The organism is Streptococcus parasanguinis, assembly GCF_047465465.1.
Lineage (GTDB): Bacteria > Bacillota > Bacilli > Lactobacillales > Streptococcaceae > Streptococcus > Streptococcus parasanguinis_AI.
The window spans coordinates 77,666-102,692 of the sequence record NZ_JASGZU010000002.1 but is presented as its reverse complement, the minus strand read 5'-3'; the positions used below and the strand labels follow the sequence as shown (position 1 = coordinate 102,692).

The following is a 25,027-nucleotide window of genomic DNA, read 5'->3' as shown; positions in this document are numbered from 1 at the left end:
ATAAATTGAAGATTTTGTCCTTTGGTATTGATTTCGCTTAAACTAATTTTTATGTTACAATAAGAACGAACCGATAAAACAGTAAACGAGACCTATTTATGATTACAATCATTAATCCCACACGTTTGACACGTCAGCCATTTTTCAAGGACTTGATCAACTATTTGGATCAGCATGACGATGTGATCCTGCGGCAAATTAAGGCCCAATTTCCGGATCAACCAGTGGATAAGCTGATGGAGGAATATATCAAAGCGGGCTTCATACTTCGAGAAAATAAACGCTACACCCTCAACCTGCCCTTCTTGGAGTCAGCTGATCTTGTTGACTTGGATCAGGAGGTCTTTGTCCGAGAGGACAGTGCAGTTTATCAAGAATTAAAAGCCAGGATCTTCCAAACGGAACTTCGCAATAGTACCAATGAAGCGATTTTGGTGGAGGAGACGGACTTTGCGCGAAATGCACAGACCCTTTCCAATTACTTCTACAAGGTGAAACACCAATATCCATTGACGGAGGAGCAAGAAAAGCTCTATGCTATCTTGGGAGATGTCAATCCTGAGTATGCTCTCAAGTATATGACCAGCTTTTTGCTCAAGTTCCTCAAAAAAGAAGTAGTCCAGCAAAAGCGCAAGGACATCTTTGTCGATAGTTTAGAAGTCTTAGGCTATATCCGCAAAAATGCTGAAGGCAAATATGAATTAGCAGTGGACTTGGACAAGGAAAGACTGATGTTTATCAAATAATAAACAAGGCTAGGAAAATTTCCTAGCCTTGTTTCGTTTGATTATAGATAACGTTCAGCAATGGCGGCGTCACCTGGATACTCTTCTTTTACGCCATTGACGATTTGGTAGCAATCCGCTCCTTTTCCGGCGATAATGACGGCATCTTCAGGCTTGCTGGTTGTTGCCATAGCCACTTGAATAGCTTCTTCGCGATCTGCGATTTTCTCGACAGGGCGCGTGATAAAACTACTAATCTCTTCAGCGATAGCCAAAGGATCTTCATAGTTAGGATCATCCGCTGTGAGGAAGACTTGGATCTCAGGATGGTCTTCTAAGAGTAAGCCAAAGTCTTTGCGGCGGCTCTCTCCTTTATTACCAGTTGATCCAAGGACCAGTGAAATCGTCCCTGTTTGATGGGTTTCGACAACAGAGAGTAGTTTTTTCAAGCTATCACCATTATGGGCGTAGTCGATGAAGACCTTAGCGCCGTTTTGCTGAGTCAAGACTTCCATTCGGCCTGGAACGCGCGTCTTAGCAATCCCTTTTTGGATATCCTCGAGGCTCGCACCTAGGCGAAGGCAGGCAAGACCTGCAGCCACAGCATTTTCTTGGTTGAAATGTCCAATCAGTTGGATTTCATAGTTTCCAGCTAATTTACCAGTGGCTGAGAAGCTGAAGGCCTTAGAGTTTTCAATTTGATTCTCAGACTGGCTTCCATAAAAATCGTGGTCTTGGTTCGCGACTTGGTCCGCTAAAACTTGGAAATGATCCATATCACTATTGATGACAACGGCTTGGCTGTTCTTCATGAGGAGACGTTTGTGGTAGAAATAATCCTCAAAAGTTGGGTGTTCAATCGGTCCAATATGGTCAGGACTGATGTTGAGAAAAACACCAACGTCAAAGGTCAGACCGTAAACCCGTTTCACTAGATAAGCTTGACTGGAAACTTCCATAATCAAGTGGGTCCGATCATTGGCTACTGCCTCAGCCATCATGGCAAAAAGATCCAAGCTCTCTGGCGTTGTCAGGGTCGATTTAAAGAAGTTTTTACCATCCAGTGTTGTATTCATGGTCGACAGCATAGCTGGTCGGTGACTTTGTTCCAAAATATGGTAAGCAAAGTAGGCCGCGGTTGTCTTTCCCTTAGTCCCTGTGAAGGCCAATAGTTTTAATTGTTTCTCAGGGTGTCCATAAAACTCCATGGCGATTAAGCTCATGGCCTGTTTGATATCATTGACGAGGATGGCAGGAATACCAACTTCATAATCTTTTTCAGAGACATAAAAGCCGAGTCCATTAGAAATAGCCTGTTCCAGGTATTCTTTTTTGAAGTTGGCCCCTTTGACAAAAAAGAGGGTACTAGCAGAAACCTTACGGCTATCATAGCTAATAGCATCAAAACTTGTTCCTTCTAGATGGTAGTAGTATTCACCATTTACTAGAACTTCTCGGAAATTTTGGTCATCTTTTAAAATGTTGAGGGTTTGTTCAATTGTAATCATAAAACTATTGTAAACCTAAAGTCCCTATTTTACAAGTGTCATGGAAAAGTTTATAATGAAGAGAAGAAGAAACGAAAGAGGACACCAATGAGTCACGAACAAAATGACCAGCAAGCCCAGATGCTACGCGGGACTGCCTGGATGACAGCCAGCAACTTTATCAGCCGTTTGCTAGGAGCCGCTTATATTATTCCTTGGTATATTTGGATGGGGAAATATGGGCCACAAGCCAATGGTCTTTTTACAATGGGCTACAATATCTATGCTTGGTTTCTCTTGATTTCGACAGCTGGAGTGCCCGTAGCTGTTGCCAAGCAAGTAGCCAAGTACAATACCCGGGACCAAGCCGATCATAGCTTTGCTTTGATTCGAGGCTTCTTGAAATTTATGGGAATTTTAGGCCTAGGATTTGCCATTCTCATGTATCTTATGTCTCCTGTCTTTGCGAGTCTTTCAGGTGGGGGAAAAGAGTTGATTCCGATCATGCAGAGCCTTTCTTGGGCTGTCTTGATCTTTCCTTCGATGAGTGTCATTCGGGGATTTTTCCAAGGTTTTAACAACATGAAGCCTTACGCCATTAGCCAGATCGCTGAACAAGTCATCCGGGTCATCTGGATGTTGCTCACGACCTTCTTCATTATGAAGATTGGCTCAGGTGATTACGTGCAGGCTGTGACGCAGTCGACCTTTGCGGCCTTTATCGGGATGGGAGCGAGCCTTCTGGTGCTCTTTTATTACCTTGCAAAGACAGGTTTGCTCTCTTCTATTTTTAGAAAGCAAGAGGGAAGTGAAGGGATTGACACTCGGGCTCTCTTGATCGATACGATTCGTGAGGCCATTCCTTTTATTATCACTGGTTCCGCGATTCAGCTCTTCCAAATTGTTGACCAGATGACCTTTATCAATGTCATGTCTTGGTTCACAGATTATAGTCAAAAGCAGCTCTTGGTCATGTTTAGTTATTTCTCTGCTAATCCAAACAAAATCACCATGATCTTGATTGCGGTAGCGACTTCGATTGGGGGAGTTGGGATTCCTCTGTTGACAGAGAATTATGTCAAGGGGGACCTAAAAGCAGCTGGGAAGCTCGTACAGGATAACTTGACCATGTTGCTAGCTTTCTTGCTTCCAGCCACCTTTGGTGCAGTAGCAGTCGCAAAACCACTTTATACGGTTTTCTATGGGCAACCAGATGGCTTGGCCTTAGGACTCTTCATCGTAGCGATGTTGCAGACCGTAATTCTCGGTCTTTACACGGTCTTATCGCCAATGATTCAAGCTCTCTTCCAAAACCGCAAAGCCATTCGTTACTTTCTCTATGGGGTAGTGGTGAAATTGGTCCTCCAAATTCCATTTATTTTGGTCTTTCGTTCTTATGGGCCGCTTTTGTCAACGACCATTGCCTTAATGGTGCCAATCGTCCTCATGTATCGGGAGATCCAAACCATTACTCAGTTTAATCGAACCATCATCTTCAAGCGGACCTTACTTGGTTCTATCCTGACTGTGGTGATGCTACTTGGAGTCTTGATCGCCGGTTTGATTTTGGGCTGGATTTTCCCACCAAATGGCCGTGTATCGAGCATGATTTATATCATCGTCATTGGCGGATTAGGGGTTGTTATCTATGGAGCCTTAGGATTATGGCTACGGTATTTTGACCGCTTTATCGGAGGTCAAGCTACACGTCTTAGACAAAAATTTCGGATTAAATAAACCTGAGAGGCTGGGACAAAAGTCCTAGCCTCTCAATTATTTTTGGATTGTCGAGCAAGACGCAGTGGTTGAGTGGGCTCTACTACGCTGATTTCATCAGCTTTTACAGCCCTACTCAACTGTGCGGAGGTGGGACGACGAAATCGAATTCTAACGAATTACCGATTTCTGTCCCACTCTCTTTTCTTATAGTTTGAAACTATAGCTAGGTCTTGAAAATGGGAAAACCGCTCTCCTCATAATAGTGATAAAATAGTAAGCAGTTAGATTGAATGTTTATCGGAGGGCAATATGAGTAAAAAACGCAATATCAATACGATTTTGGCACAGGCAGGAATCAAGTCGGATAAAGCAACGGGAGCTTTGACGACTCCTTTGCATTTCTCTACGACTTACCAACACCCAGAATTTGGTCAGTCTACAGGCTTTGACTATACCCGTACGAAAAATCCAACACGCGCAACAGCTGAGAAGACTTTGGCAGCTATCGAAAGTGCAGATTATGCTTTGGCGACAAGTTCTGGAATGTCAGCCATTGTGCTAGCTTTTAGCATTTTCCCAGTTGGTTCAAAAGTCTTGGCTGTTCGTGACCTTTATGGAGGTTCTTTCCGCTGGTTTAACCAACAAGAGCAAGAAGGTCGTTTCTCTTTCACCTATGCCAATACAGAAGAAGAACTGATCCACCATCTAGATAATGATCCGGTGGATGTCCTCTATATTGAAACACCAACCAATCCATTGATGTTGGAATTTGATATTGCTCATTTAGCCAAATTGGCCCATGCAAAAGGTGCCAAAGTCGTGGTGGACAATACTTTCTATAGCCCTATCTATCAACGCCCAATTGAAGAGGGAGCGGATATTGTCCTACATTCAGCAACCAAGTACCTGGCTGGTCACAATGATGTCTTGGCTGGTGTTGTCGTGACAAATGATGCAGACTTGTATGACAAGCTCTTTTACAATTTGAATACGACAGGTGCTGTTCTTTCCCCATTTGACAGCTATCTGTTGATCCGTGGTCTCAAGACACTCTCTATCCGGATGGAGCGCTCCACAGAGAATGCCCGCAAGGTAGTCGAGTTTTTGAAAACATCCCCTCAGGTCAAAGAAGTCCTCTACACTGGAAAAGGTGGAATGGTCTCCTTTAAAATTCAAGATGAGAAAAAAATTCCTAACTTGTTGAATTCCCTTCAAGTCTTTACCTTTGCAGAAAGTCTTGGCGGAGTTGAAAGCTTGATCACTTATCCTACCACTCAGACCCATGCGGACATTCCTGCGGAAGTTCGCCATTCATACGGTTTGACAGATGATCTTCTTCGGTTGTCCATCGGAATCGAAGATGCGGATGATTTGATTGAAGATTTGAAACAAGCATTGGAGGCTTAAGATGACCAAATATGATTTCACGACTTTACCGAATCGCTTGACCCACCATACCTACAAGTGGAAAGAAACAGAGACAGATCCAGAAATCATCCCGGCTTGGATCGCGGACATGGATTTTAATGTCATTCCAGAAGTACGAGAAGCAGTGATTGGCTATGCAGACCAAATGGTCTATGGCTACACCTATGCCTCAGATAGCCTCTACCAGTCTATCCTTGATTGGGAAAAAGAAGAACATGGCTATTCCTTTGACAAGGAAGCTGTTGTCTTTATCGAAGGTGTTGTTCCAGCCATTTCAACAGCTATTCAAGCCTTTACTAGGGAAGGGGATGCTGTCTTAATCAATACGCCGGTCTATCCTCCATTTGCCCGAAGTGTCAAACTCAATCGTCGAAAATTGATCGAAAATTCATTAGTTGAAAAGGATGGTCTTTTCCAAATTGATTTTGATCAGCTGGAAAAAGACATTGTGGAGCAAGAGGTGAAACTCTATGTTTTGTGTAATCCGCACAATCCTGGAGGCCGTGTATGGGATCGTGAAGTCTTGGAAAAAATTGGCCACCTCTGTCAAAAACATGGTGTCCTTCTCGTTTCAGATGAGATCCACCAAGATTTGGCCTTGTTTGGCCACCGTCATACCAGCTTTAACACAGTTGATCCAAGCTTTAAAGACTTCAGCTTGATCTTAACCAGTGCAACCAAGACTTTCAATATTGCAGGAACAAAAAATTCCTATGTGGTCATTGAAAATCCAAAGCTTCGTACGGCTTTTAAACAACGGCAATTGGCTAATAACCAACATGAAATCTCAGGCTTGGGCTATATTGCAACAGAAGCAGCCTATCGCCATGGTAAACCTTGGTTGACAGAGCTCAAGCAAGTCTTTGAAAAACACATTGACTATGTAGTAGATGAATTGCATGAAAAGACCAAAATCCGTGTCATGAAACCCCAAGGAACCTATCTTCTTTGGTTGGACTTTTCAGCCTATCCTTATACCGATGATGAGCTGCACGCTAATATTCATGACCAAGCCAAATTGATTTTGAACCGTGGAACAGATTTTGGAAAAGAAGGAAATTTGCATGCCCGCCTCAATGTGGCAGCTCCCTTCACCCTGATTGAAGAAATTACCAAACGCTTGGTGGAAACTTTTCACAAATAAGTGTTGACTTTCTGTAAGTGAAGGAGTACAATAAACTCGAAATACGGTAGGTGAGGCTACCACAAGGATACGGATGGCTACCGCAAAGCAGTGGAGACACTACTCGTTGGTCAACAGTCCTGATCGCAAAGGTCAAGACTAAGCTCATTTCATTGCCTTGTGGAGCTAAAGCTTGGACGGTCAGTTTTTTGAGAGTTTTGATTGAAAAATTAATGACGAGTTTCATGAGTCCTACCGATCGAGGGTAGGACTCTTTTTGATACCTTACCAAGAAAAGAGAAAGGAGAGAGCTATGATACAAATCGACGATCATCCCGAACCGCACCGAACCAGCCAATCGCTGATTTGTGTCGTAGGGACTCCAAAAGTGATTGGCTCCTGATTGAAAAAGGAGATACCAATGCAAACAAATAAAGAAAGACTCATTGCTGCTCTTCAAGAACCACTTGAAAGCACCTTTGCCACCTACAAAACCAGCGCCCTTGGTTTAGTTGACGATCAAGTAGAAGAAAACCGCGATGCCTATGGCGAAAATGTCATCACAAAAGGTCAAGAAGATTCCATGATCAAAAAGATCTACGAATCGATCATCAATCCTTTTACGGTGATTTTGTTGGTCATTGCGCTGGTTTCCTTCATCACCAATGTCTGGCTAGCAAAACCAGGTGAACAGGATCCAACGACCTCCATCATCATTGTGACCTTGGTCTTGATCTCTGGTGGTATCCGCTTCATTCAAGAATTGCGGAGCGACAAAGCAGCTAGCAACCTATCACGTATGATTGTCAATACAGCGACCGTTCTGCGTGATGGATCGGAACAAGAAATTCCGATCGATGAAATCGTCGTAGGTGATGTGATCAAACTGAGTGCTGGCGATATGATCCCAGCAGATGTGGTCTTGATTGATTCCCGTGACTTCTTTGTCCAACAATCTGGTCTCACGGGGGAAAGTGATGCTGTTGAAAAGGTTTGTCTCAGAAAAGCCGACAGTCAAAATCTAGATAGTCTCTTGGAAAGTGAAAGTTTGGCCTTTATGGGGACCAATGTCATCTCCGGACGGGCGACAGCCTTGGTCTTGGTCGTGGGAGATGAAACCATGATGGGAGCTATTGAGCAAACCATCAACACTTATGACGAACCAACCTCATTTGAGAGAGAAATGAATACCATCTCTTGGCTCTTGATTCGGCTCATGTTAGTGATGGTGCCCATTGTCTTTGTGATCAATGGCCTCACAGATGGTGACTGGTTAGAAGCGGGTGTCTTTGCCCTCAGCGTTGGGGTTGGTTTGACTCCGGAAATGCTGCCGATGATTATTACAGCGAGTCTTGCTAAGGGCTCCATCATCATGGCAAAAGAAAAAGTCGTTATCAAAAAACTCAATGCCATCCAAGACCTCGGCGCTATCGATATTTTGTGTACTGATAAGACAGGAACCTTGACCCAAGATGAAATCGTTTTGGAGTATCCGCTTGATATCCATGGCGAGTTGGATCTATCAGTCCTTCGCCGGGCTTACTTGAATTCCTATTTCCAAACCGGGCTAAAAAATTTGATGGACCGAGCGATTATCAATCGGACCCAGAAAGAAGCCAAGAAACATGAAATTGTTCGCGACCTGGATCAAACCTTCCATAAGATTGATGAATTGCCCTTTGATTTTGAACGTCGTCGCATGAGTGTCATTGTCAAAGACGAAGACGGTGTGGTCAGCATGGTGACCAAGGGTGCCTTGGAAGAAATGCTTTCTGTATCGACTTATGTTGAATACAAAGGTGAGATTAAACGCCTGACAGATGAAGTTCGTCAAGAGGTCCTCGCTGAAGTTGCTCAGTTAAATGAACAAGGACTTCGTGTTTTGGGTGTTAGCTACAAAACCGACTTGGACGAAAATGACATCTTTAGTGTTGAAGATGAACGAGACATGATCCTAACTGGTTACCTTGCCTTTCTTGATCCACCAAAACCTTCTGCAGCTCCAGCGATCAAAGCTCTTGCAGAGTATGGGGTAACCACCAAGATCTTAACTGGGGACAATGAAAAGGTCACCCAAGCTGTCTGTGAAAAAGTAGGACTAGATGTCGAGCGGATTCTTTTGGGAAGCGAAATCGATACGATGACAGACCAAGAGTTAGCACAAGTTGTGGAAACAACAACGGTCTTTGCCAAACTATCACCAGATCAAAAAGCGCGGATCATCCTCTGCCTCAAGAATAATGGCCACAAGGTTGGTTACATGGGAGATGGGATCAACGATGCTCCATCCATGAAGGTCTCAGACGTTGGGATCTCTGTGGATACCGCTGTGGATATTGCCAAGGAAACAGCAGATGTCATCCTTCTAGATAAGGACTTGATGGTTCTTGAAAAAGGCTTGGTCGAAGGCCGCAAGGTCTATGCCAATATGACCAAGTACATCAAGATGACGGTCTCTTCTAACTTCGGGAACATCTTCTCTCTTCTCTTTGCCAGCATCTTTTTGCCTTTCCTTCCAATGGCTCCCGTTCATTTGATTGTGCTCAATCTTATCTATGATCTTTCTTGTATCGCCCTTCCTTTTGACAATGTCGACAAGGAATTCCTCAAGAAACCTCGTATCTGGGAAGCCAATTCTATTATGCGCTTCATGGCCTGGATCGGTCCAATTTCATCCGTATTTGATATTATTACCTACATGCTTCTTTACTTCCTTGTTGTCCCAATGATTTTAGGTCATGGCTACAACCATGGAGTAGCAGATGCAGCAGCCTTTATCATGGTTTTCCAAACCGGATGGTTTATCGAATCCATGTGGTCGCAAACTATGGTTATTCATATGTTGCGCTCACCAAAATTGCCATTTATCCAAAGTCGTCCAGCCTTCTCAGTTGTGGTGACGACCCTAGCAGCAGCCATCTTTGTGACCTCCCTTCCATATAGTCCTTTGGCCCCTATCTTGAAGTTGAGCCAACTCAATGGATTGTACTTTGTTCTATTGTTTGCTATTATCGTCCTCTATATGCTTAGTGTGACGGTTGTCAAACGTATCTATATTAAGAAATACAAAGAATGGTTGTAATTGATTGATAGAAAGAGTGAGTCCAAACTTAAAAAATTAAGTGTAAGGGCTCTCTTTTTTTTGTAAAATTTGGTATAATAAGAAGAATGTAAAGTTGGAAATGAAGATTTCCATGTGCTGTGAGTATCAAAGAGGGACTGAAAGAAAGAGTAGAGCTTGACTCCGCTTTTATCATAGCTCTTTTTTGAATAATAACAGCTTAGAAAGAAGGATCTCAAAATGGGAAAATTAGAAGTTATTACACATCCACTGATTCAACACAAATTGTCTATTCTCCGCCGCACGGATACCTCTACGAAGGCCTTTCGTGAATTGGTCGATGAAATTGCTATGTTGATGGGCTATGAAGTGTTGCGTGAATTGCCTCTTGAAGATGTTGAGATTGAAACTCCTATTACTAAAACGGTTCAAAAACAAATCGCAGGGAAGAAGTTGGCTATTGTCCCAATTCTTCGTGCAGGGATTGGGATGGTTGATGGTCTCTTGAGTTTGGTACCAGCTGCTAAGGTTGGCCATATCGGGATGTACCGTGATGAAGAAACCTTGAAACCAGTTGAATACTTGGTGAAATTGCCAGAAGATATTGATCAACGTCGTATCTTTGTAGTAGACCCGATGCTTGCTACGGGTGGATCCGCTATTCTAGCGATTGATTCCTTGAAAAAACGTGGCGCTAGCCATATCAAGTTTGTCTGCCTAGTATCAGCGCCAGAAGGGGTGAAAGCTCTTCAAGAAGCTCACCCAGATGTTGATATCTTTACAGCAGCCCTCGATGATCATTTGAATGAACATGGCTACATTGTTCCTGGTCTTGGAGATGCAGGTGACCGTTTATTCGGTACCAAATAAGAAGCCATTCATGATTCGTACGAAAGGTGCTTAAGATTTGACCTTTTTTGACCATTGGTTTATAATAGCACATATACTTTGAACCTCACGAATCGTGAGAATGAATGGATACTAAAGGAGAAGAATAGATGATTCCAGTAGTTATTGAACAAACCAGTCGTGGAGAACGTTCTTACGATATTTATTCCCGTCTGTTGAAAGATCGAATTATCATGGTAACAGGACCAGTTGAGGACCAAATGGCTAACTCCATTATCGCTCAATTGCTCTTCTTGGATGCCCAAGATAATACAAAAGATATCTATATGTATATCAATACCCCAGGTGGCTCTGTCTCAGCAGGTCTTGCCATCGTAGATACTATGAACTTTATCAAGTCAGATGTCCAAACCATTGTTATGGGGATGGCAGCATCTATGGGAACTATCATTGCTTCAAGTGGTGCGAAGGGCAAACGCTTCATGTTGCCAAATGCCGAGTACATGATTCACCAACCAATGGGTGGTACTGGTGGTGGTACCCAACAAACCGATATGGCGATCGCAGCAGAACACTTGCTCAAAACACGGAACAACTTGGAAAAAATCCTTGCGGAAAATTCAGGTCAACCGATCGAAAAAGTGCATGCTGATGCGGAACGTGATAATTGGATGAGCGCACAAGAAACACTTGAATATGGCTTTATTGATGAAATCATGGCCAATAATAAATTGGGTTAAACCATCCGATGGGAAGGTCCGTCAAGAGGCTGGGACAAAAGTCCTAGCCTCTCAATTATTTTTGGATTGTCGAGCAAAACGCAGTGGTTGAGTGGGCTCTACTACGCTGATTTCATCAGCTTTTACAGCCCTACTCAACTGTGCGGAGGTGGGACGACGAAATCGAATTCTAACGAATTACCGATTTCTGTCCCACTCTCTTTTTTGCTCTCATAAAAGAGTAGTTCTTTTTCTTGAAATTTGATATACTAGTAACAGAACGAGAAAGGGATTGACCATGTTTGAGAAACAAGAAAGAACAGGCTTAATTGTTAAATTGTATTACAATCGAGACGGGAAAAAATTACAATCTGTCGGAGATGTCTTGTACCATTCTAAGAAATGCCGTTATGTCCAATTGTATGTGGACAGTGACAAGGCCGATCAAGTCATGGAAGACTTAAAGAAAGAACGTTATGTCAAAAAGGTCTTGCCTTGCCATCTCAAAGATTTAGATACAGATTTTGTGGGGAGTTTGCAACGATTGGAGACCCCATCTGTGGTCACAGAAAGTTAGAAAACGCAATCATTTGATGGATTGCGTTTTTTTTATTGACAATTGTCAGATAATTCGGTATATTCTTAATGTATTTATTTTAAGATTCATTTAAGGAGATCATTACAAATGAAGAAAAAATTTGCTCTTTCATTTTTAACCATTGCAAGTGTCGCTCTTCTTGCTGCTTGTGGTGAAGTTTCTACTTCAGGTTCAAACACAACTGGTAACGAAATCGGCAAAGAACTAAAAGTCGGTTTTAACTTTGAAAAAACTGGTGAAGTAGCAGCCTACGGTAGCGCTGAACAAAAAGGTGCTCAATTGGCCGTTGATGAAATCAACGCTAAGGGTGGAGCTGACGGTAAGAAGATCGTTGTCACAGATAAAGATAACAAATCTGAAACAGCTGAAGCAGCTACAGTCACAACAAACCTTGTAACCCAATCAAAAGTGAACGCTCTTGTAGGACCTGCAACTTCAGGTGCTACTGCAGCAGCCGTTGCCAATGCTGGTAAAGCAGGTGTGCCATTGGTTACACCATCTGCAACTCAAGATGATTTGACAAAAGGTCAAGATTACCTTTTCCGTGCAACCTTCATCGATAGCTTCCAAGGAAAAATCATTGCTAAATACACAACGGATAACTTGAAAGCGAAGAAAGTCGTTCTTTACTACGATAACTCATCTGACTATGCGAAAGGGATTGCTGAAGCCTTCAAGAAATCTTACAAAGGTGAAATCGTAGCAACAGAAACCTTCCAATCTAAGGATACAGACTTCCAAGCTGCTCTTACAAAAATCAAAGATAAAGACTTCGATGCGATTGTTCTTCCAGGTTACTACACAGAAACTGGTAAGATCGTAAACCAAGCGCGTGGTATGGGAATCAAACAACCAATCATTGGTGGTGATGGATTTAGCGATGCTAAGTTCGTTGAACAAGCAACACCTGCTGCAGCTACAGACATCTACTACGTAGCTGGATTCTCTACTGAAGGTGAAATGACTGATAAAGCCAAGAAATTCGTAGAAGCCTACAAAGCGAAATACAATGAAGAACCTTCAATGTTCGCAGCTTTGGCCTATGATTCAGTTTACATGGTTGCCGAAGCATCTAAAGGTGCTAAGAACTCTGTCGAATTGAAAGATAACCTTGCGAAGTTGAAAGACTTGGAAGGTGTGACTGGTACAATGTCAATTGACAAGAACCACAACCCGGTTAAATCAGCTCTTATGATTGGCTTGAAAGATGGTAAAGTCAAATCAGTTGAGTCTGTTAAACCATAATTATCATTTGTTGTTTGTACAAGAGGCTGGGAGAATGAAAATTCCTGGCCTCGCTCTTTATTGTTAGAAAGGATGGTTCAAATGCTCCAGCAATTAGTGAACGGTCTAATCTTGGGAAGTGTCTATGCACTCTTGGCCCTTGGTTATACCATGGTGTATGGAATTATCAAATTGATCAACTTTGCCCATGGGGATATCTACATGGTAGGTGCCTTTATGGGATATTTCTTATTGAACTCGTGGAAAGTGAACTTCTTTGTAGCCTTGCTCCTAGCCATGGTTGGGACAGCTATTTTAGGGGTTGTAATTGAATACCTGGCTTATCGTCCGCTTCGTCATTCGACTCGGATTGCAGCCTTGATCACAGCCATCGGGGTTTCCTTCTTGCTCGAATATGGGATGGTCTTCTTCGTCGGTGCCAATACCCGTTCCTTCCCGCAAGTGATTAAAACGGTTCGTTACAACTTCGGTCCTATTTCAATCTCCAATATTCAGTTGATGATCTTGGGAGTGTCTGTTTTCTTGATGGTTGCTCTTCAATTTATTATTCAAAAGACAAAGATGGGGAAAGCCATGCGGGCTGTATCTGTCGATAGTGATGCCGCTCAATTGATGGGGATTAACGTAAACCGTACGATCAGCTTTACCTTTGCTTTGGGATCAGCCTTGGCAGGTGCTGGTGGTGTCTTGATTGGTTTGTATTACAACTCGATCGAGCCTTTGATGGGGATGACACCAGGGATCAAAGCCTTTGTCGCAGCCGTTCTTGGAGGAATCGGAATCATTCCAGGTGCTGCCCTAGGTGGATTTGTTATCGGTTTGTTGGAAACCTTCGCTACAGCGATCGGTCTTTCAGACTTCCGTGATGCCATTGTGTATGCCATCTTGATTGTGATCTTGCTCATCCGTCCAGCAGGTATCCTCGGTAAAAATGTGAAAGAGAAGGTGTAAGCCATGAAACAAAATTTAAAAGTGAATTTAGTCTGGCTTGGTCTTTTGGTCGCAGGTTTTGCCTTGATCCAAGTCTTGGTTGCAGCGGGTGTGCTCAACCTCTTCTATATCCAAATTTTAGAACAAATTGGAATTAATATTATCCTTGCAGTTGGCTTGAACCTCATTGTTGGTTTCTCAGGTCAATTCTCACTCGGGCATGCCGGATTTATGGCGATTGGTGCCTATTCTGCAGCCATTCTCGGTTCCAAATCACCAACCTATGGGGCTTTCTTTGGCGCGATGGTTTTAGGTGCTTTGATTGCTGGTGTCGTTGCCTTGATCGTTGGGGTTCCAACCCTTCGTTTGAAAGGGGACTACCTCGCGATTGCGACACTTGGGGTTTCTGAAATCATCCGGATCTTGATCGTCAATGGGGGTACCCTCACCAATGGTGCTGCTGGGATCCTTGGTTTGCCAGCCTTTACAACTTGGCAATTGGTTTACCTCTTTGTTGTCATTACAACGATCTTTACGATTAACTTCTTACGTAGTCCAATTGGACGCTCTACCCTTTCTGTTCGTGAAGATGAAATCGCAGCAGAATCTGTTGGGATCAATACGACCAAAGTCAAAGTCATCGCCTTTGTATTTGGTGCGATCACAGCGGCGATTGCTGGATCTCTCCAAGCCGGCTTTATCGGCTCTGTTGTCCCTAAAGATTACTCTTTCACCAATACTATTAATGTCTTGATCATTGTCGTATTTGGTGGTTTGGGATCCATGTCAGGAACAGTTGTGGCAGCCATCGTCTTGGGTATCTTGAACATGGTGCTTCAAGACTTCTCAAGTGTACGTATGATCATTTACTCATTGGCTTTGATTCTCGTAATGATCTTCCGTCCAGGTGGTCTTCTTGGAACATGGGAATTCAGCTTGAAAAAACTACTCTCAAAAAAGGAGGCTAACTAATGGCACTTCTTGAAGTAAAAAACTTAACAAAAAACTTTGGTGGTTTGACAGCCGTTGGGGATGTGACCATGGAACTCAATGAAGGAGAATTGGTTGGTTTGATCGGCCCCAACGGTGCCGGTAAAACAACCCTCTTCAACCTCCTAACAGGGGTATATGAACCAAGTGAAGGGACCATTACCTTAGATGGTCAGCTACTAAATGGTAAAGCACCTTATAAAATCGCTGCTGGTGGTCTGGGACGGACTTTCCAAAATATTCGTCTCTTTAAAGATTTGAGCGTTTTGGACAATGTCTTGATTGCCTTTGCCAATCACCACAAACCACATGTCTTTGCGAGTCTTTTCCGCTTGCCAAGCTATTACAAGAATGAAGAAGCTTTGAAAGCGAAAGCTCTTGAATTGTTAGCCATTTTTGGTTTGGAAAAAGAAGCAGATACCTTGGCCAAAAACTTAGCTTACGGACAACAACGTCACTTGGAGATCGTTCGTGCCCTTGCTACAGAGCCAAAAATCCTCTTCTTGGATGAACCTGCTGCAGGGATGAACCCTCAAGAAACAGCAGAATTGACCCAATTGATCCGTCGCATTCAAAAAGAATTCAATATTACGATCATGCTGATCGAGCACGATATGAGTTTGGTCATGGAAGTAACGGAACGGATCTATGTATTGGAATATGGTCGCTTGATTGCTCATGGAACGCCAGATGAAATCAAGAACAACAAACGCGTAATCGAAGCCTATCTAGGAGGTGAAGCCTAATGTCTATGTTAAAAGTTGAAAATCTTTCTGTACACTATGGCATGATCCAGGCTGTCCGTGATGTCAGTTTCGAGGTAAATGAAGGGGAAGTTGTTTCTCTTATCGGTGCTAACGGTGCTGGGAAAACATCTATTCTTCGTACCATTTCAGGTTTGGTGCGTCCAAGTGCTGGGAAAATCGAGTTTTTGGGTCAGGAGATTCAAAAGGTTCCTGCTCAAAAGATTGTAGCAGCAGGACTCTCTCAAGTTCCAGAAGGCCGCCACGTCTTTCCGGGCTTAACTGTTATGGAAAACTTGGAGATGGGAGCTTTCTTGAAGAAAGATCGAGAAGAAAATCAAGCTAACTTGAAGAAAGTCTTCTCCCGTTTCCCACGTTTGGAAGAACGGAAGAACCAAGATGCAGCAACCCTATCTGGTGGGGAACAACAAATGCTAGCAATGGGTCGTGCCCTTATGTCAACGCCAAAACTCTTGCTTCTGGATGAACCTTCTATGGGATTGGCTCCAATCTTTATCCAAGAAATCTTTGATATCATCCAAGATATCCAAAAACAAGGAACAACTGTTCTCTTGATCGAGCAAAATGCCAATAAGGCTCTTGCTATCGCAGACCGCGGTTATGTTTTGGAAACAGGGAAAGTCGTTCTTACCGGAACAGGAAAAGAACTCTTAGCCTCAGAAGAAGTCCGCAAGGCCTACCTTGGTGGGTAAGATTTCTAAAGTTCACTAGAATATTAAAAAGAAAGGTCAATTGGACCTTTCTTTTTTCATCTCTCTTGTTTGATTTTTCTAAATTTTGAAAACAAGAGAAAACTGCTGAAAGCGTTTGAAATCATTCTTAAAATCAAGTATAATAAAACTAATAAAAGCATAGGAGAACTTGTTATGGCTGTTAAAGATTTTATGACACGTAAAGTGGTTTACATTAGTCCAGATACTACAATTGCCCACGCGGCAGATTTGATGCGCGAACAAGGTTTGCACCGTTTGCCAGTCATTGAAAACGATAAATTGGTTGGTTTGGTGACAGAAGGTACGATTGCAGAAGCAAGTCCATCTAAAGCAACAAGCTTGTCTATTTTCGAGATGAACTATCTGTTGAACAAGACTAAGGTTAAAGATGTCATGCTTCGCGATGTCATTACCGTCTCTAAATTTGCGAGCTTAGAAGATGCGACCTACCTCATGTACAAGAACAAGGTGGGAATTCTTCCAGTCGTGGACAATGACCAAGTATCCGGTGTCATCACAGACCGTGATATTTTCCGTGCCTTCCTTGAAGTATCGGGCTATGGAGAAGAAGGAGTTCGTGTTCGCTTTGTGACAGAAGATAAGGTTGGCGTTCTAGAACAAATCATTCACTTGATTGTAGAAGAAGGGTATAACATCGCCAATACAGTCAATATCCCAACCAAAGACGATCGTGTGGTTATCGAAGTCCAAATTGATGGGGTGACAGATCTAGAAGGAATCCGTAGTAAATTTGAAGCCAACGGTTTGAAAGTTGATGAAATCACTCGAACAACCGCAAAAGCTATTTAATAGAAAAAATCAGACTGGATGATCATCCAGTCTGATTTTTGTATAAAGTAACTTAATAAATTCTGTAAAAATAATTATGATTTTATTAATTATGACGTGTATTCTAAGATTTTCCGCCGTGAGAAAAGAGCATGAAACATACTTGTTTCATGCTCTCGGAATTTTTGAGAGTAAAACAGTTTGGGGAACTGTTTTAGCCTGAGCTTAGAAATTAAAAAGCGAAGGGGCTCAATACAAATTGAACACAGGTTGCGGATTGTGTCAAAAAGATAAGTCTTCCTAGAATCTAAAGATTCTTCGTCAAACTTCCTATTTTGACTTTATCCGCAGGCGCCCTTTGTATCTTGATTTAGTCATGGAACTTCCTGGATTGCTGAAATCATCCACTGGATAATTTCACCTAACGTCCGTACTCACCTAAGGAAAATCGTAAATAGAAAAACAAAGCTAGATGAGAATCTAGCCTTATTTTTTCTATTAACGGGTAATGGGTTGTTTTTCTTTATCTAAAGTGAAGCCTTCGCCGAGAATTTCATGGGCTTCAGAAATGGTGATGAAGGCGAATGGATCGATCTGATTGATGATGTCTTTCATTTGTTTCATCTCATTCCGTGAAACGACACAGTAGACGATATCCAGGTCCTTACGGCTGTAATAGCCCATCCCGCGGATAAAGGTAATCCCGCGACCCAGATCGTCAGATACTTTTTTGGCAATTTCTTCTGGTTTAGAGGTGACGATAAGGAAGCCTTTTCCAGCAAAACCACCTTCCCCAATCAAGTCGATCACAAGGGTGTCAATCAGGATAAAGAAGAGGGTATACATAGCTGTACGGACATCTTGGAAGACTACGACAACAGTTATCAGAACAATGGCATCGACAATCAACATGAGTTTTCCCATGCTGAGGGAAGTGTATTTGTTAAAGATGCGAGCGAGGATATCAGTTCCTCCCGTAGTTCCCCCAGCATTGAAGATGATCCCTAGCCCCAAACCAAGCACAACCCCTGAGGCAATACAGGCAAGCAGAATATCTCCTTTAAAGGCTTCAAAGATGAAGTGATGGTAGCGGTGACTGAGGGGCATGGCCTCAAAAATTGCCATCCAAGCGGAAACCGAAAAGGTCCCCAGTAAGCTTAGATAAAGAGATTTCTTACCCAGCAGCTTCCAAGCCAGAATGAAGAGAGGGATATTGATCAGTAAGTTCATCAGGGATACGGGGACTTTTAAGAGGTAATAGGTGATCAAGGTAATCCCTGTTGCTCCTCCTTCATAGAAGTGAAAGGGAATGACCAAAAAATAGATCCCAAATGAAAAAATGCCGGCCCCCAAGATGATAGCCAGAATATCTTTAAATTTAAACATGATAGGTTGTCTCCTAAAACTTTATAAGATCATTGTAACAAAAAAGTGAAAAAATGAAAATGACTTTGAAAAATTTTCTCTCCTAAAATACAAGATTTTTACCCTTATTTTTGGTAAAATAAAAAGTAGAAAACTAGAAAGAGGATACTATGGTAAACGGTACATTAATTTCATTTGAAGGTCCAGAAGGAGCGGGAAAATCATCGGTCCTAGAAGCCGTTTTGCCTCTACTTGAAGAAAAAGGAATTCCTTTTATTACAACCCGTGAACCAGGCGGTGTAGACATTGCAGAAAAGATCCGCCAAGTCATTTTAGATCCAGACCATACTAGTATGGATGCCAAGACCGAGTTGCTGCTCTATATTGCTAGTCGCCGCCAGCATTTGGTGGAACGTGTCTTGCCAGCCCTTGCAGCTGGGAAGCTTGTCTTGATGGACCGCTTTATTGATAGCTCGGTCGCTTATCAAGGGTATGGTCGCGGTCTGAGTGTGGAAGATATCGAGTGGCTCAATCAATTCGCGACAGATGGTCTTAAACCAGATCTCACCCTTTACTTTGATCTGGATGTCGAAGAAGGGCTCGCTCGAATTGCGAAAAACCAAGAGCGGGAAGTCAATCGTTTGGATTTGGAAGGATTGGAGCTTCACCAAAAAGTCAGACAAGGTTATTTGGCCTTGTATGAAAAGGAACCAGAGCGCATTGTGAAAATCGATGCCAGTCAATCCTTTGAAGCAGTTTTTGCGGATGTCTTGGTTGTTTTAGAAAATCGCTTGGGGATATTGAAATGAAGCTAGAAGAGATCCAACAGCTTCAGCCAGAATTGGTGGAGCGCTTTACCCAGATCTTAGAACACAAACAGCTCAGTCATGCTTATCTCTTTACGGGTTCTTTTGCCAGTTTTGAGATGGCCCTCTTGCTAGCTCAAAGTCAATTTTGCGAAGATTTGCAGGGAGTCTGGCCTTGTGGTAAATGCCGTTCCTGCCGCTTGATTGCAGAAGAAGAATTCTCAGACGTAAAGATCGTGCGTCCAGTCAACCAGATTATTAAGACGGACCGCATTCGTTCGCTGGTTCAAGACTTTTCTCAATCAGGATTTGAAGGAAGCCGGCAGGTCTTTATCGTCCAAGATGCGGATAAGATGCATACCAATGCGGCCAACTCTCTCTTAAAAGTTATGGAAGAACCCCAGAGTGAGATCTATCTCTTCTTGTTGACATCCGATGAAAACTTGATCTTACCGACCATCAAGAGTCGGGCCCAGCAGGTCCATTTTCCTAAAAAGCAAGCCTACCTAACCGAACTGCTAGAAAAAGAAGGCTTGATCAAATCACAGGCAAGTCTAGTAGCTCGTTTTAGTTTTAGTCTCGAAGAGGCAGAGCAGCAAAAAAAGAATGCTACGTTTTTTGAACTGGCAAAAGTTTGTGATCAATTCATCGAACGGTGTCAATCCAATTTGAATCGCGCCTATTTGGAAGTGACTCGATTGGTGAGCTTAGCAGATGATAAGGAAAAACAAAGCCAGGCCTTTCGTTTGATGGAGTTGGCTTTAGAGGAGCAGTTGTACTTGAGTCGATCCCAGCAGTTGCTTGAGAATTTGAGTCTTGCTCGCAGGATGTGGAAGGCCAATGTTTCTTTTCAAAATGCTCTAGAATATATGGTTTTGAGCTTAGAAAGTTAAGGAGTCAGAATGAATAAAAAAGAATTATTTGATGCTTTAGACGGCTTTTCTCAGAATTTGTTGGTCACCTTGGCTGAAGTCGAAGCCATCAAGAAAAATTTGAAACAAGTCATCGAAGAAAATACAGCTCTTCGCTTAGAAAATGATAAATTGAGAGAGCGTTTGGGGGAAGTTGAGAAGACTTCATCCGCAAAGTCCCAACACCATGGTCGTGAAAATTTGCAACGTATTTACAATGACGGTTTTCATATCTGCACTTATTCCTACGGTCAACGCCGTGAGAACGATGAAGAGTGTATGTTTTGTGACGAGTTGTTATTTAGGGAGTAAGCATGCAGATCCAACGAAGTTTTAAAGGGGAAAAGAAAACTGGGGTGCTTTACCTGGTCCCAACACCGATCGGTAATCGGGAGGATATGAGTTACCGCATGGTCCAGACCTTAAAGGATGTGGACTTGATCGCAGCTGAGGATACTAGAAATACAGGACTCTTACTCAAGCATTTTGAGATTGCGACACCCCAGACTAGCTTTCATGAGCACAATGCCATGGAGAAAATTCCAGATCTAATCGCCTATTTAGAATCCGGAAAGGATGTGGCGCAAGTCTCAGATGCAGGACTCCCTAGTATTTCTGACCCTGGTCATGATTTGGTCAAGGCAGCGATTGAACGCGAGATTCCTGTCGTAGCTGTGCCTGGTCCTAGTGCAGGTATAACGGGTTTGATTGCCAGTGGCCTAGCCCCTCAACCTCATATTTTTTATGGATTTCTGCCTCGCAAAGAGGGGCAACAGAAGGCATTTTTCCAAGAAAAAGTGGCCTACCCTGAGACTCAGATCTTTTATGAGTCGCCCCATCGAGTGAAGGCAACCCTAGAGAATATGTTGGCTGTCTATGGGGATCGTCCGGTTGTATTGGTTCGTGAATTAACCAAGATCTATGAGGAATATACTCGCGGCAGTATTTCTGAGTTAGTCGCATTTCTTGAAGAAAATCCTCTCAAAGGGGAGTGCCTCTTGATTGTCGAAGGAGCCAAGGAAGAAGAGCTAGACCTAGAAGAGGTCGACTTGATCCAAGAGATCGATACCTTGGTCCAAGAGGGCATGAAGAAAAATCAAGCAATTAAACAGGTCGCCAAACAATACGGCCAGCAAAAGAGTGAGCTCTATGCTCGTTACCATCAAGACTAGGAAAGGTTGGAAGCAGGATGGAAATTAGAATGGCTTATCCCAATGAGATTAAGCGAATTATGGAAATCATCCAAGATGCCAAGGAAAGCCTGGCTCAAAGACAGGTCGACCAGTGGCAGGATGGCTATCCAGATGAAGAGATCATTTTTGAGGATATTCTAGAAAGTCGAGGCTATGTGGCGGTTGAAGATCAGGAAGTCGTCGCCTATGCAGCCGTCCACAAGGGAAATGAAGCGGCCTATAATGAGATTTATGATGGCAAGTGGGAGCATGACAACTATATGTATGTCACTTTTCACCGTGTCGCTGTAGCCAAAGAAGCTGCTGGCAAAGGGGTGGCTCAGACCTTCCTTCAAGGTTTAATCGAAGGAGAAAAAGGCCCAGATTTCCGTTGCGATACGCACCCGGATAATCTGGTCATGCAACATTTGCTTGAAAAATTGGGCTACCATTATTGTGGAAAGGTCCCTATTGATGGAGTCCGTCTGGCTTATCAAAAGATCAAACGAAAAGCAGAAACTAGTCTATTCCAAGTGGTCTCAGAAGAGGACCGCTGGGACCAAAGAGCGGAAGCAGCCTACAATGACTCTCTATCTTAAACAATTTTATGAAAGCCCTATGGGGCTTCTTTCGATCGTTGTCAGTGAAGAAGGCCTTGTTGAGCTTGATTTTTATGATCCGAAAGAAGAGGCGCCTGATCCCTATGGGGCGCTGGAACAGGTCCATCCCTACCATGAGAAGGTGAAGGAGTGGTTGGACCACTATTTTGCTGGGGATCCAATCGCTATCAGCTTTCCATTAGCACCGCAAGGGACAGCCTTTCAAGAGCGGGTGTGGCGGTTATTGCGAGAGATCCCATATGGTGAGACCAAGACCTATGGCCAGCTTGCCCAGGATCTTTCTTGTGGTTCAGCCCAAGCCGTAGGACAGGCTGTTGGACGCAATCCCTTGACGATCTTAGTCCCTTGCCACCGTGTGATGGGAAAAGATGGACAACTGACGGGCTATGCGTCTGGACTTGATCGCAAACGCTGGCTTTTAAAACACGAAGGAATTACCTGGAAGGAGAAATAAAATCGATGTATACATTTATTGAATACCCAAAATGTTCGACTTGTCGAAAAGCTAAATCAGAATTGGACGGTCTTCAATGTGAGTTTCAGAGCCAAAATATTGTAACCGAAACACCGACTAGTCAAGAATTACAGGACTGGATGGCAGCATCTGGCCTACCAATCAAGTCTTTCTTTAATACCAGCGGGATGAAATACCGGGAACTCGGTTTGAAAGATAAGGTGGATCAACTGACGGTGAAAGAAGCGGCGGATCTCCTTGCTTCAGATGGTATGCTGATCAAGCGCCCCCTACTTGTTAAAGACGGAAAAGTGGTTCAAGTGGGCTACCGGAAACCATACGCAGACTTGGATTTGTAAATGAAAAGGGAGTTGGATTTTCTTCAGATCTATAATAAAATTATGCCAGAAGCTTTCCTTAGGTGAGTACGGACGTCAGCGAACTTCAAAGAAGTTCCATGACTTAGTTTTGAGCCTAAGGTCTCAAAACTCCCGAGTGCTAGAAACATTATTGTTTCTAGCACTTTTCTCACGGCGGAAAGTTTCAGTATATTCTTTATGAAATTCATAAGTTAGAACTTATTTTGATTTCTTGACAAAATCGCGTAACCTATTTTACTTATAATTTATTTTTATATATTCTAAAGGGAGTTGGGCTCCCTTTTCATTTTGAGTTGAAGATGATATAATCATACGAGTGAAATCAATGAAAGAGAGTCAAGCATGAGTATTTTAGAAGTGAAAAATTTGAGTCACGGTTTTGGGGACCGTGCGATTTTTGAGGATGTGTCTTTCCGTTTGCTAAAGGGAGAGCATATCGGCCTTGTCGGGGCCAATGGTGAAGGAAAATCGACCTTCATGAGCATCGTGACCGGTAAGATGCAGCCAGACGAAGGAAAGGTCGAGTGGTCTAAGTATGTGACTGCTGGTTACCTGGACCAACACGCTGTCCTAAAAGAAGGACAAACGGTGCGCGATGTCTTGCGGACGGCTTTTGATGAGTTGTTCACAGCTGAAGCTCGGATCAATGACCTCTATATGGCCATGGCAGAAGAGGGAGCTGATGTCGATGCTCTCATGGAAGAGGTTGGAGAACTCCAAGAACGTCTAGAAAGCCGTGATTTTTATACCTTGGATGCCAAGATCGATGAAGTGGCGCGTGCTCTTGGGGTCATGGACTTTGGGATGGAGACGGATGTGACCTCCTTGTCAGGTGGGCAACGGACCAAGGTTCTCTTGGCCAAACTCCTCCTTGAAAAACCTGATATCTTGCTACTAGACGAGCCGACCAACTACTTGGATTCAGAGCACATTGATTGGCTCAAGCGCTATTTGCAAAATTATGAAAATGCCTTTGTCCTCATTTCCCACGATATTCCATTTTTGAACGATGTGATTAATATCGTCTACCATGTGGAAAATCAGCAGTTAACCCGCTATTCAGGAGACTACTACCAATTCCTTGAAGTCTATGAAATGAAGAAGTCGCAATTAGAAGCGGCTTATGAGCGTCAGCAAAAAGAAATTGCTGATTTGAAAGATTTCGTAGCCCGTAATAAGGCGCGTGTAGCTACACGGAATATGGCCATGTCTCGTCAGAAAAAGCTGGACAAGATGGAACTCATTGAACTGCAAAGTGAGAAACCAAAGCCATCCTTTGACTTTAAAAATGCCCGTACTCCGGGACGCTTTATCTTCCAGGCCAAGGATCTCCAGATTGGGTATGACCATCCTTTGACCAAGCCTTTGAACCTAACGTTTGAGCGCAGTCAAAAGGTAGCCATCATCGGTGCCAACGGGATCGGGAAAACCACTCTCTTGAAGAGCTTGCTAGGAATCATTCCACCGATCGCTGGAGAAGTAGAACGTGGAGATTACCTAGAACTTGGCTATTTCGAGCAAGAGGTCGAAGGAGGCAATCGTCAGACGCCACTTGAAGCAGTCTGGAATGCCTTTCCGGCTCTCAACCAAGCAGAGGTCCGTGCAGCCCTTGCCCGCTGTGGCTTGACCACCAAGCATATCGAAAGTCAAATCCAGGTCTTATCCGGTGGAGAGCAAGCCAAGGTACGTTTCTGTCTCTTGATGAATCGTGAAAACAATGTCTTGGTCTTGGACGAACCGACCAACCACTTGGATGTGGATGCTAAAGATGAATTGAAACGGGCCCTGAAAGAATACAAGGGATCGATCCTTATGGTTTGCCACGAGCCAGACTTCTATGAAGGCTGGATGGACCAAATCTGGGACTTTAATGAATTGACTTAAAGACAAAAAGAGAACCGCATGGTTCTCTTTTCAGATTCTTCTTAGAAACTTTCCTTAGGTGAGTACGGACGTCAGCGAACTTCTGCGAAGTTCCATGACTAATTATTGAGCCTATGGTCTCAATAATTCCGTGTGCCTGAAACTGTATTGTTTCAGGCACTTTTCTCACAGCGGAAAGTTTCAGTAGATGAATGTTTTAAATAATTATAATTGATTTTATGTACCAATGAATCTATTAGGTAATTTTATGTAAAATATTTTATCAATATCTTAAAAAGAGAACCGCGCGGTTCTC

General features: G+C 43.1%; 24 protein-coding genes and 1 riboswitch. Of the genes, 22 read left to right on the top strand and 2 right to left on the bottom strand.

Going from position 1 to position 25,027, the window contains the following annotated elements; all coding sequences use genetic code 11:
* The first annotated feature begins 98 nt into the window (after window positions 1-98).
* Window positions 99-746, top strand: coding sequence for a DUF1803 domain-containing protein (locus QM351_RS04920; RefSeq protein WP_023918819.1), 648 nt, complete (start codon window positions 99-101; stop codon window positions 744-746).
* 41 nt (window positions 747-787) lie between these two features.
* Here the strand turns inward: QM351_RS04920 and QM351_RS04915 are convergent, their stop codons facing one another.
* A complete protein-coding gene (locus tag QM351_RS04915) occupies window positions 788-2,233 on the bottom strand; it encodes a UDP-N-acetylmuramoyl-L-alanyl-D-glutamate--L-lysine ligase (RefSeq protein WP_414326790.1) in 1,446 nt (481 codons plus the stop codon).
* A gap of 87 nt (window positions 2,234-2,320) precedes the next feature.
* Between QM351_RS04915 and QM351_RS04910 the strand changes: the two genes are divergently transcribed.
* The 13 genes from QM351_RS04910 (at window position 2,321) to QM351_RS04850 (ending at window position 17,161) form a co-directional block, all read left to right on the top strand.
* Window positions 2,321-3,949, top strand: a complete 1,629-nt coding sequence (locus QM351_RS04910) for a putative polysaccharide biosynthesis protein (RefSeq protein WP_414326788.1) — start codon at window positions 2,321-2,323, stop codon at window positions 3,947-3,949.
* A 291-nt stretch (window positions 3,950-4,240) separates the two neighbouring features.
* Window positions 4,241-5,338 (top strand): cystathionine gamma-synthase, encoded by a 1,098-nt coding sequence (locus tag QM351_RS04905; RefSeq protein WP_061591024.1) that lies wholly within the window; start codon window positions 4,241-4,243, stop codon window positions 5,336-5,338.
* Window position 5,339: 1 nt separating this feature from the next.
* Window positions 5,340-6,503 (top strand): MalY/PatB family protein, encoded by a 1,164-nt coding sequence (locus tag QM351_RS04900; RefSeq protein WP_414326787.1) that lies wholly within the window; start codon window positions 5,340-5,342, stop codon window positions 6,501-6,503.
* 35 nt (window positions 6,504-6,538) lie between these two features.
* Window positions 6,539-6,696, top strand: a riboswitch (M-box (ykoK) riboswitch).
* 207 nt (window positions 6,697-6,903) lie between these two features.
* Window positions 6,904-9,564, top strand: a complete 2,661-nt coding sequence (mgtA, locus tag QM351_RS04895) for a magnesium-translocating P-type ATPase (protein ID WP_414326786.1) — start codon at window positions 6,904-6,906, stop codon at window positions 9,562-9,564.
* A 219-nt stretch (window positions 9,565-9,783) separates the two neighbouring features.
* Window positions 9,784-10,413 carry a uracil phosphoribosyltransferase gene (upp, locus tag QM351_RS04890; protein ID WP_003005574.1) on the top strand — a complete coding sequence of 210 codons (630 nt, stop codon included), beginning with the start codon at window positions 9,784-9,786 and terminating at the stop codon, window positions 10,411-10,413.
* A gap of 128 nt (window positions 10,414-10,541) precedes the next feature.
* Window positions 10,542-11,132 (top strand): ATP-dependent Clp protease proteolytic subunit, encoded by a 591-nt coding sequence (locus QM351_RS04885; protein ID WP_070662483.1) that lies wholly within the window; start codon window positions 10,542-10,544, stop codon window positions 11,130-11,132.
* Between the two features lie 277 nt (window positions 11,133-11,409).
* On the top strand, window positions 11,410-11,688 hold the full coding sequence (locus tag QM351_RS04880; RefSeq protein WP_368385657.1) for a DUF2129 domain-containing protein: 279 nt from the start codon (window positions 11,410-11,412) through the stop codon (window positions 11,686-11,688).
* Between the two features lie 108 nt (window positions 11,689-11,796).
* Window positions 11,797-12,954, top strand: coding sequence for an ABC transporter substrate-binding protein (locus QM351_RS04875; RefSeq protein WP_023918808.1), 1,158 nt, complete (start codon window positions 11,797-11,799; stop codon window positions 12,952-12,954).
* An 81-nt stretch (window positions 12,955-13,035) separates the two neighbouring features.
* Window positions 13,036-13,905: a branched-chain amino acid ABC transporter permease gene (locus QM351_RS04870; RefSeq protein WP_021153669.1), complete on the top strand. Its 870-nt coding sequence runs from the start codon at window positions 13,036-13,038 to the stop codon at window positions 13,903-13,905.
* A 3-nt stretch (window positions 13,906-13,908) separates the two neighbouring features.
* Complete coding sequence (locus QM351_RS04865; RefSeq protein ID WP_003008278.1) at window positions 13,909-14,856, top strand: branched-chain amino acid ABC transporter permease; 948 nt, start codon at window positions 13,909-13,911, stop codon at window positions 14,854-14,856.
* Complete coding sequence (locus QM351_RS04860) at window positions 14,856-15,620, top strand: ABC transporter ATP-binding protein (RefSeq protein WP_049491216.1); 765 nt, start codon at window positions 14,856-14,858, stop codon at window positions 15,618-15,620. Before QM351_RS04865 ends, QM351_RS04860 begins: the two co-directional genes overlap by 1 nt.
* Complete coding sequence (locus QM351_RS04855; protein WP_003005434.1) at window positions 15,620-16,330, top strand: ABC transporter ATP-binding protein; 711 nt, start codon at window positions 15,620-15,622, stop codon at window positions 16,328-16,330. The genes QM351_RS04860 and QM351_RS04855 overlap by 1 nt, the downstream gene beginning before the upstream one ends.
* 174 nt (window positions 16,331-16,504) lie before the next feature.
* Entirely contained in the window at window positions 16,505-17,161 is a 657-nt protein-coding gene (locus QM351_RS04850; protein WP_003005183.1) for a CBS domain-containing protein, read from the top strand.
* 477 nt (window positions 17,162-17,638) lie between these two features.
* Here QM351_RS04850 and QM351_RS04845 read toward each other — a convergent pair whose 3' ends face one another.
* A complete protein-coding gene (locus tag QM351_RS04845) occupies window positions 17,639-18,526 on the bottom strand; it encodes a YitT family protein (RefSeq protein ID WP_414326782.1) in 888 nt (295 codons plus the stop codon).
* A 149-nt stretch (window positions 18,527-18,675) separates the two neighbouring features.
* Here QM351_RS04845 and tmk point away from each other — a divergent pair, with 149 nt between their 5' ends.
* The 8 genes from tmk to QM351_RS04805 all read left to right on the top strand — a co-directional run bounded on the left by tmk (window position 18,676) and on the right by QM351_RS04805 (window position 24,732).
* On the top strand, window positions 18,676-19,314 hold the full coding sequence (tmk, locus tag QM351_RS04840; RefSeq protein ID WP_373102434.1) for a dTMP kinase: 639 nt from the start codon (window positions 18,676-18,678) through the stop codon (window positions 19,312-19,314).
* Entirely contained in the window at window positions 19,311-20,204 is an 894-nt protein-coding gene (locus QM351_RS04835) for a DNA polymerase III subunit delta' (protein ID WP_373102435.1), read from the top strand. The genes tmk and QM351_RS04835 overlap by 4 nt, the downstream gene beginning before the upstream one ends.
* Window positions 20,205-20,213: 9 nt before the next feature.
* Window positions 20,214-20,534, top strand: coding sequence for a DNA replication initiation control protein YabA (gene yabA / locus QM351_RS04830; RefSeq protein ID WP_003005416.1), 321 nt, complete (start codon window positions 20,214-20,216; stop codon window positions 20,532-20,534).
* 2 nt (window positions 20,535-20,536) lie between these two features.
* The gene (rsmI, locus tag QM351_RS04825; protein WP_414326780.1) at window positions 20,537-21,394 is read left to right on the top strand and encodes a 16S rRNA (cytidine(1402)-2'-O)-methyltransferase; all 858 of its coding nucleotides are present in this window, start codon (window positions 20,537-20,539) and stop codon (window positions 21,392-21,394) included.
* 17 nt (window positions 21,395-21,411) lie between these two features.
* Complete coding sequence (locus tag QM351_RS04820) at window positions 21,412-21,993, top strand: GNAT family N-acetyltransferase (protein WP_031576369.1); 582 nt, start codon at window positions 21,412-21,414, stop codon at window positions 21,991-21,993.
* Window positions 21,977-22,468 carry a methylated-DNA--[protein]-cysteine S-methyltransferase gene (locus QM351_RS04815; protein WP_195326741.1) on the top strand — a complete coding sequence of 164 codons (492 nt, stop codon included), beginning with the start codon at window positions 21,977-21,979 and terminating at the stop codon, window positions 22,466-22,468. The genes QM351_RS04820 and QM351_RS04815 overlap by 17 nt, the downstream gene beginning before the upstream one ends.
* 5 nt (window positions 22,469-22,473) lie before the next feature.
* Entirely contained in the window at window positions 22,474-22,827 is a 354-nt protein-coding gene (locus QM351_RS04810; RefSeq protein WP_031576371.1) for an arsenate reductase family protein, read from the top strand.
* Between the two features lie 363 nt (window positions 22,828-23,190).
* A complete protein-coding gene (locus QM351_RS04805; RefSeq protein WP_414326776.1) occupies window positions 23,191-24,732 on the top strand; it encodes an ABC-F family ATP-binding cassette domain-containing protein in 1,542 nt (513 codons plus the stop codon).
* The last annotated feature ends 295 nt before the right edge of the window (window positions 24,733-25,027 follow it).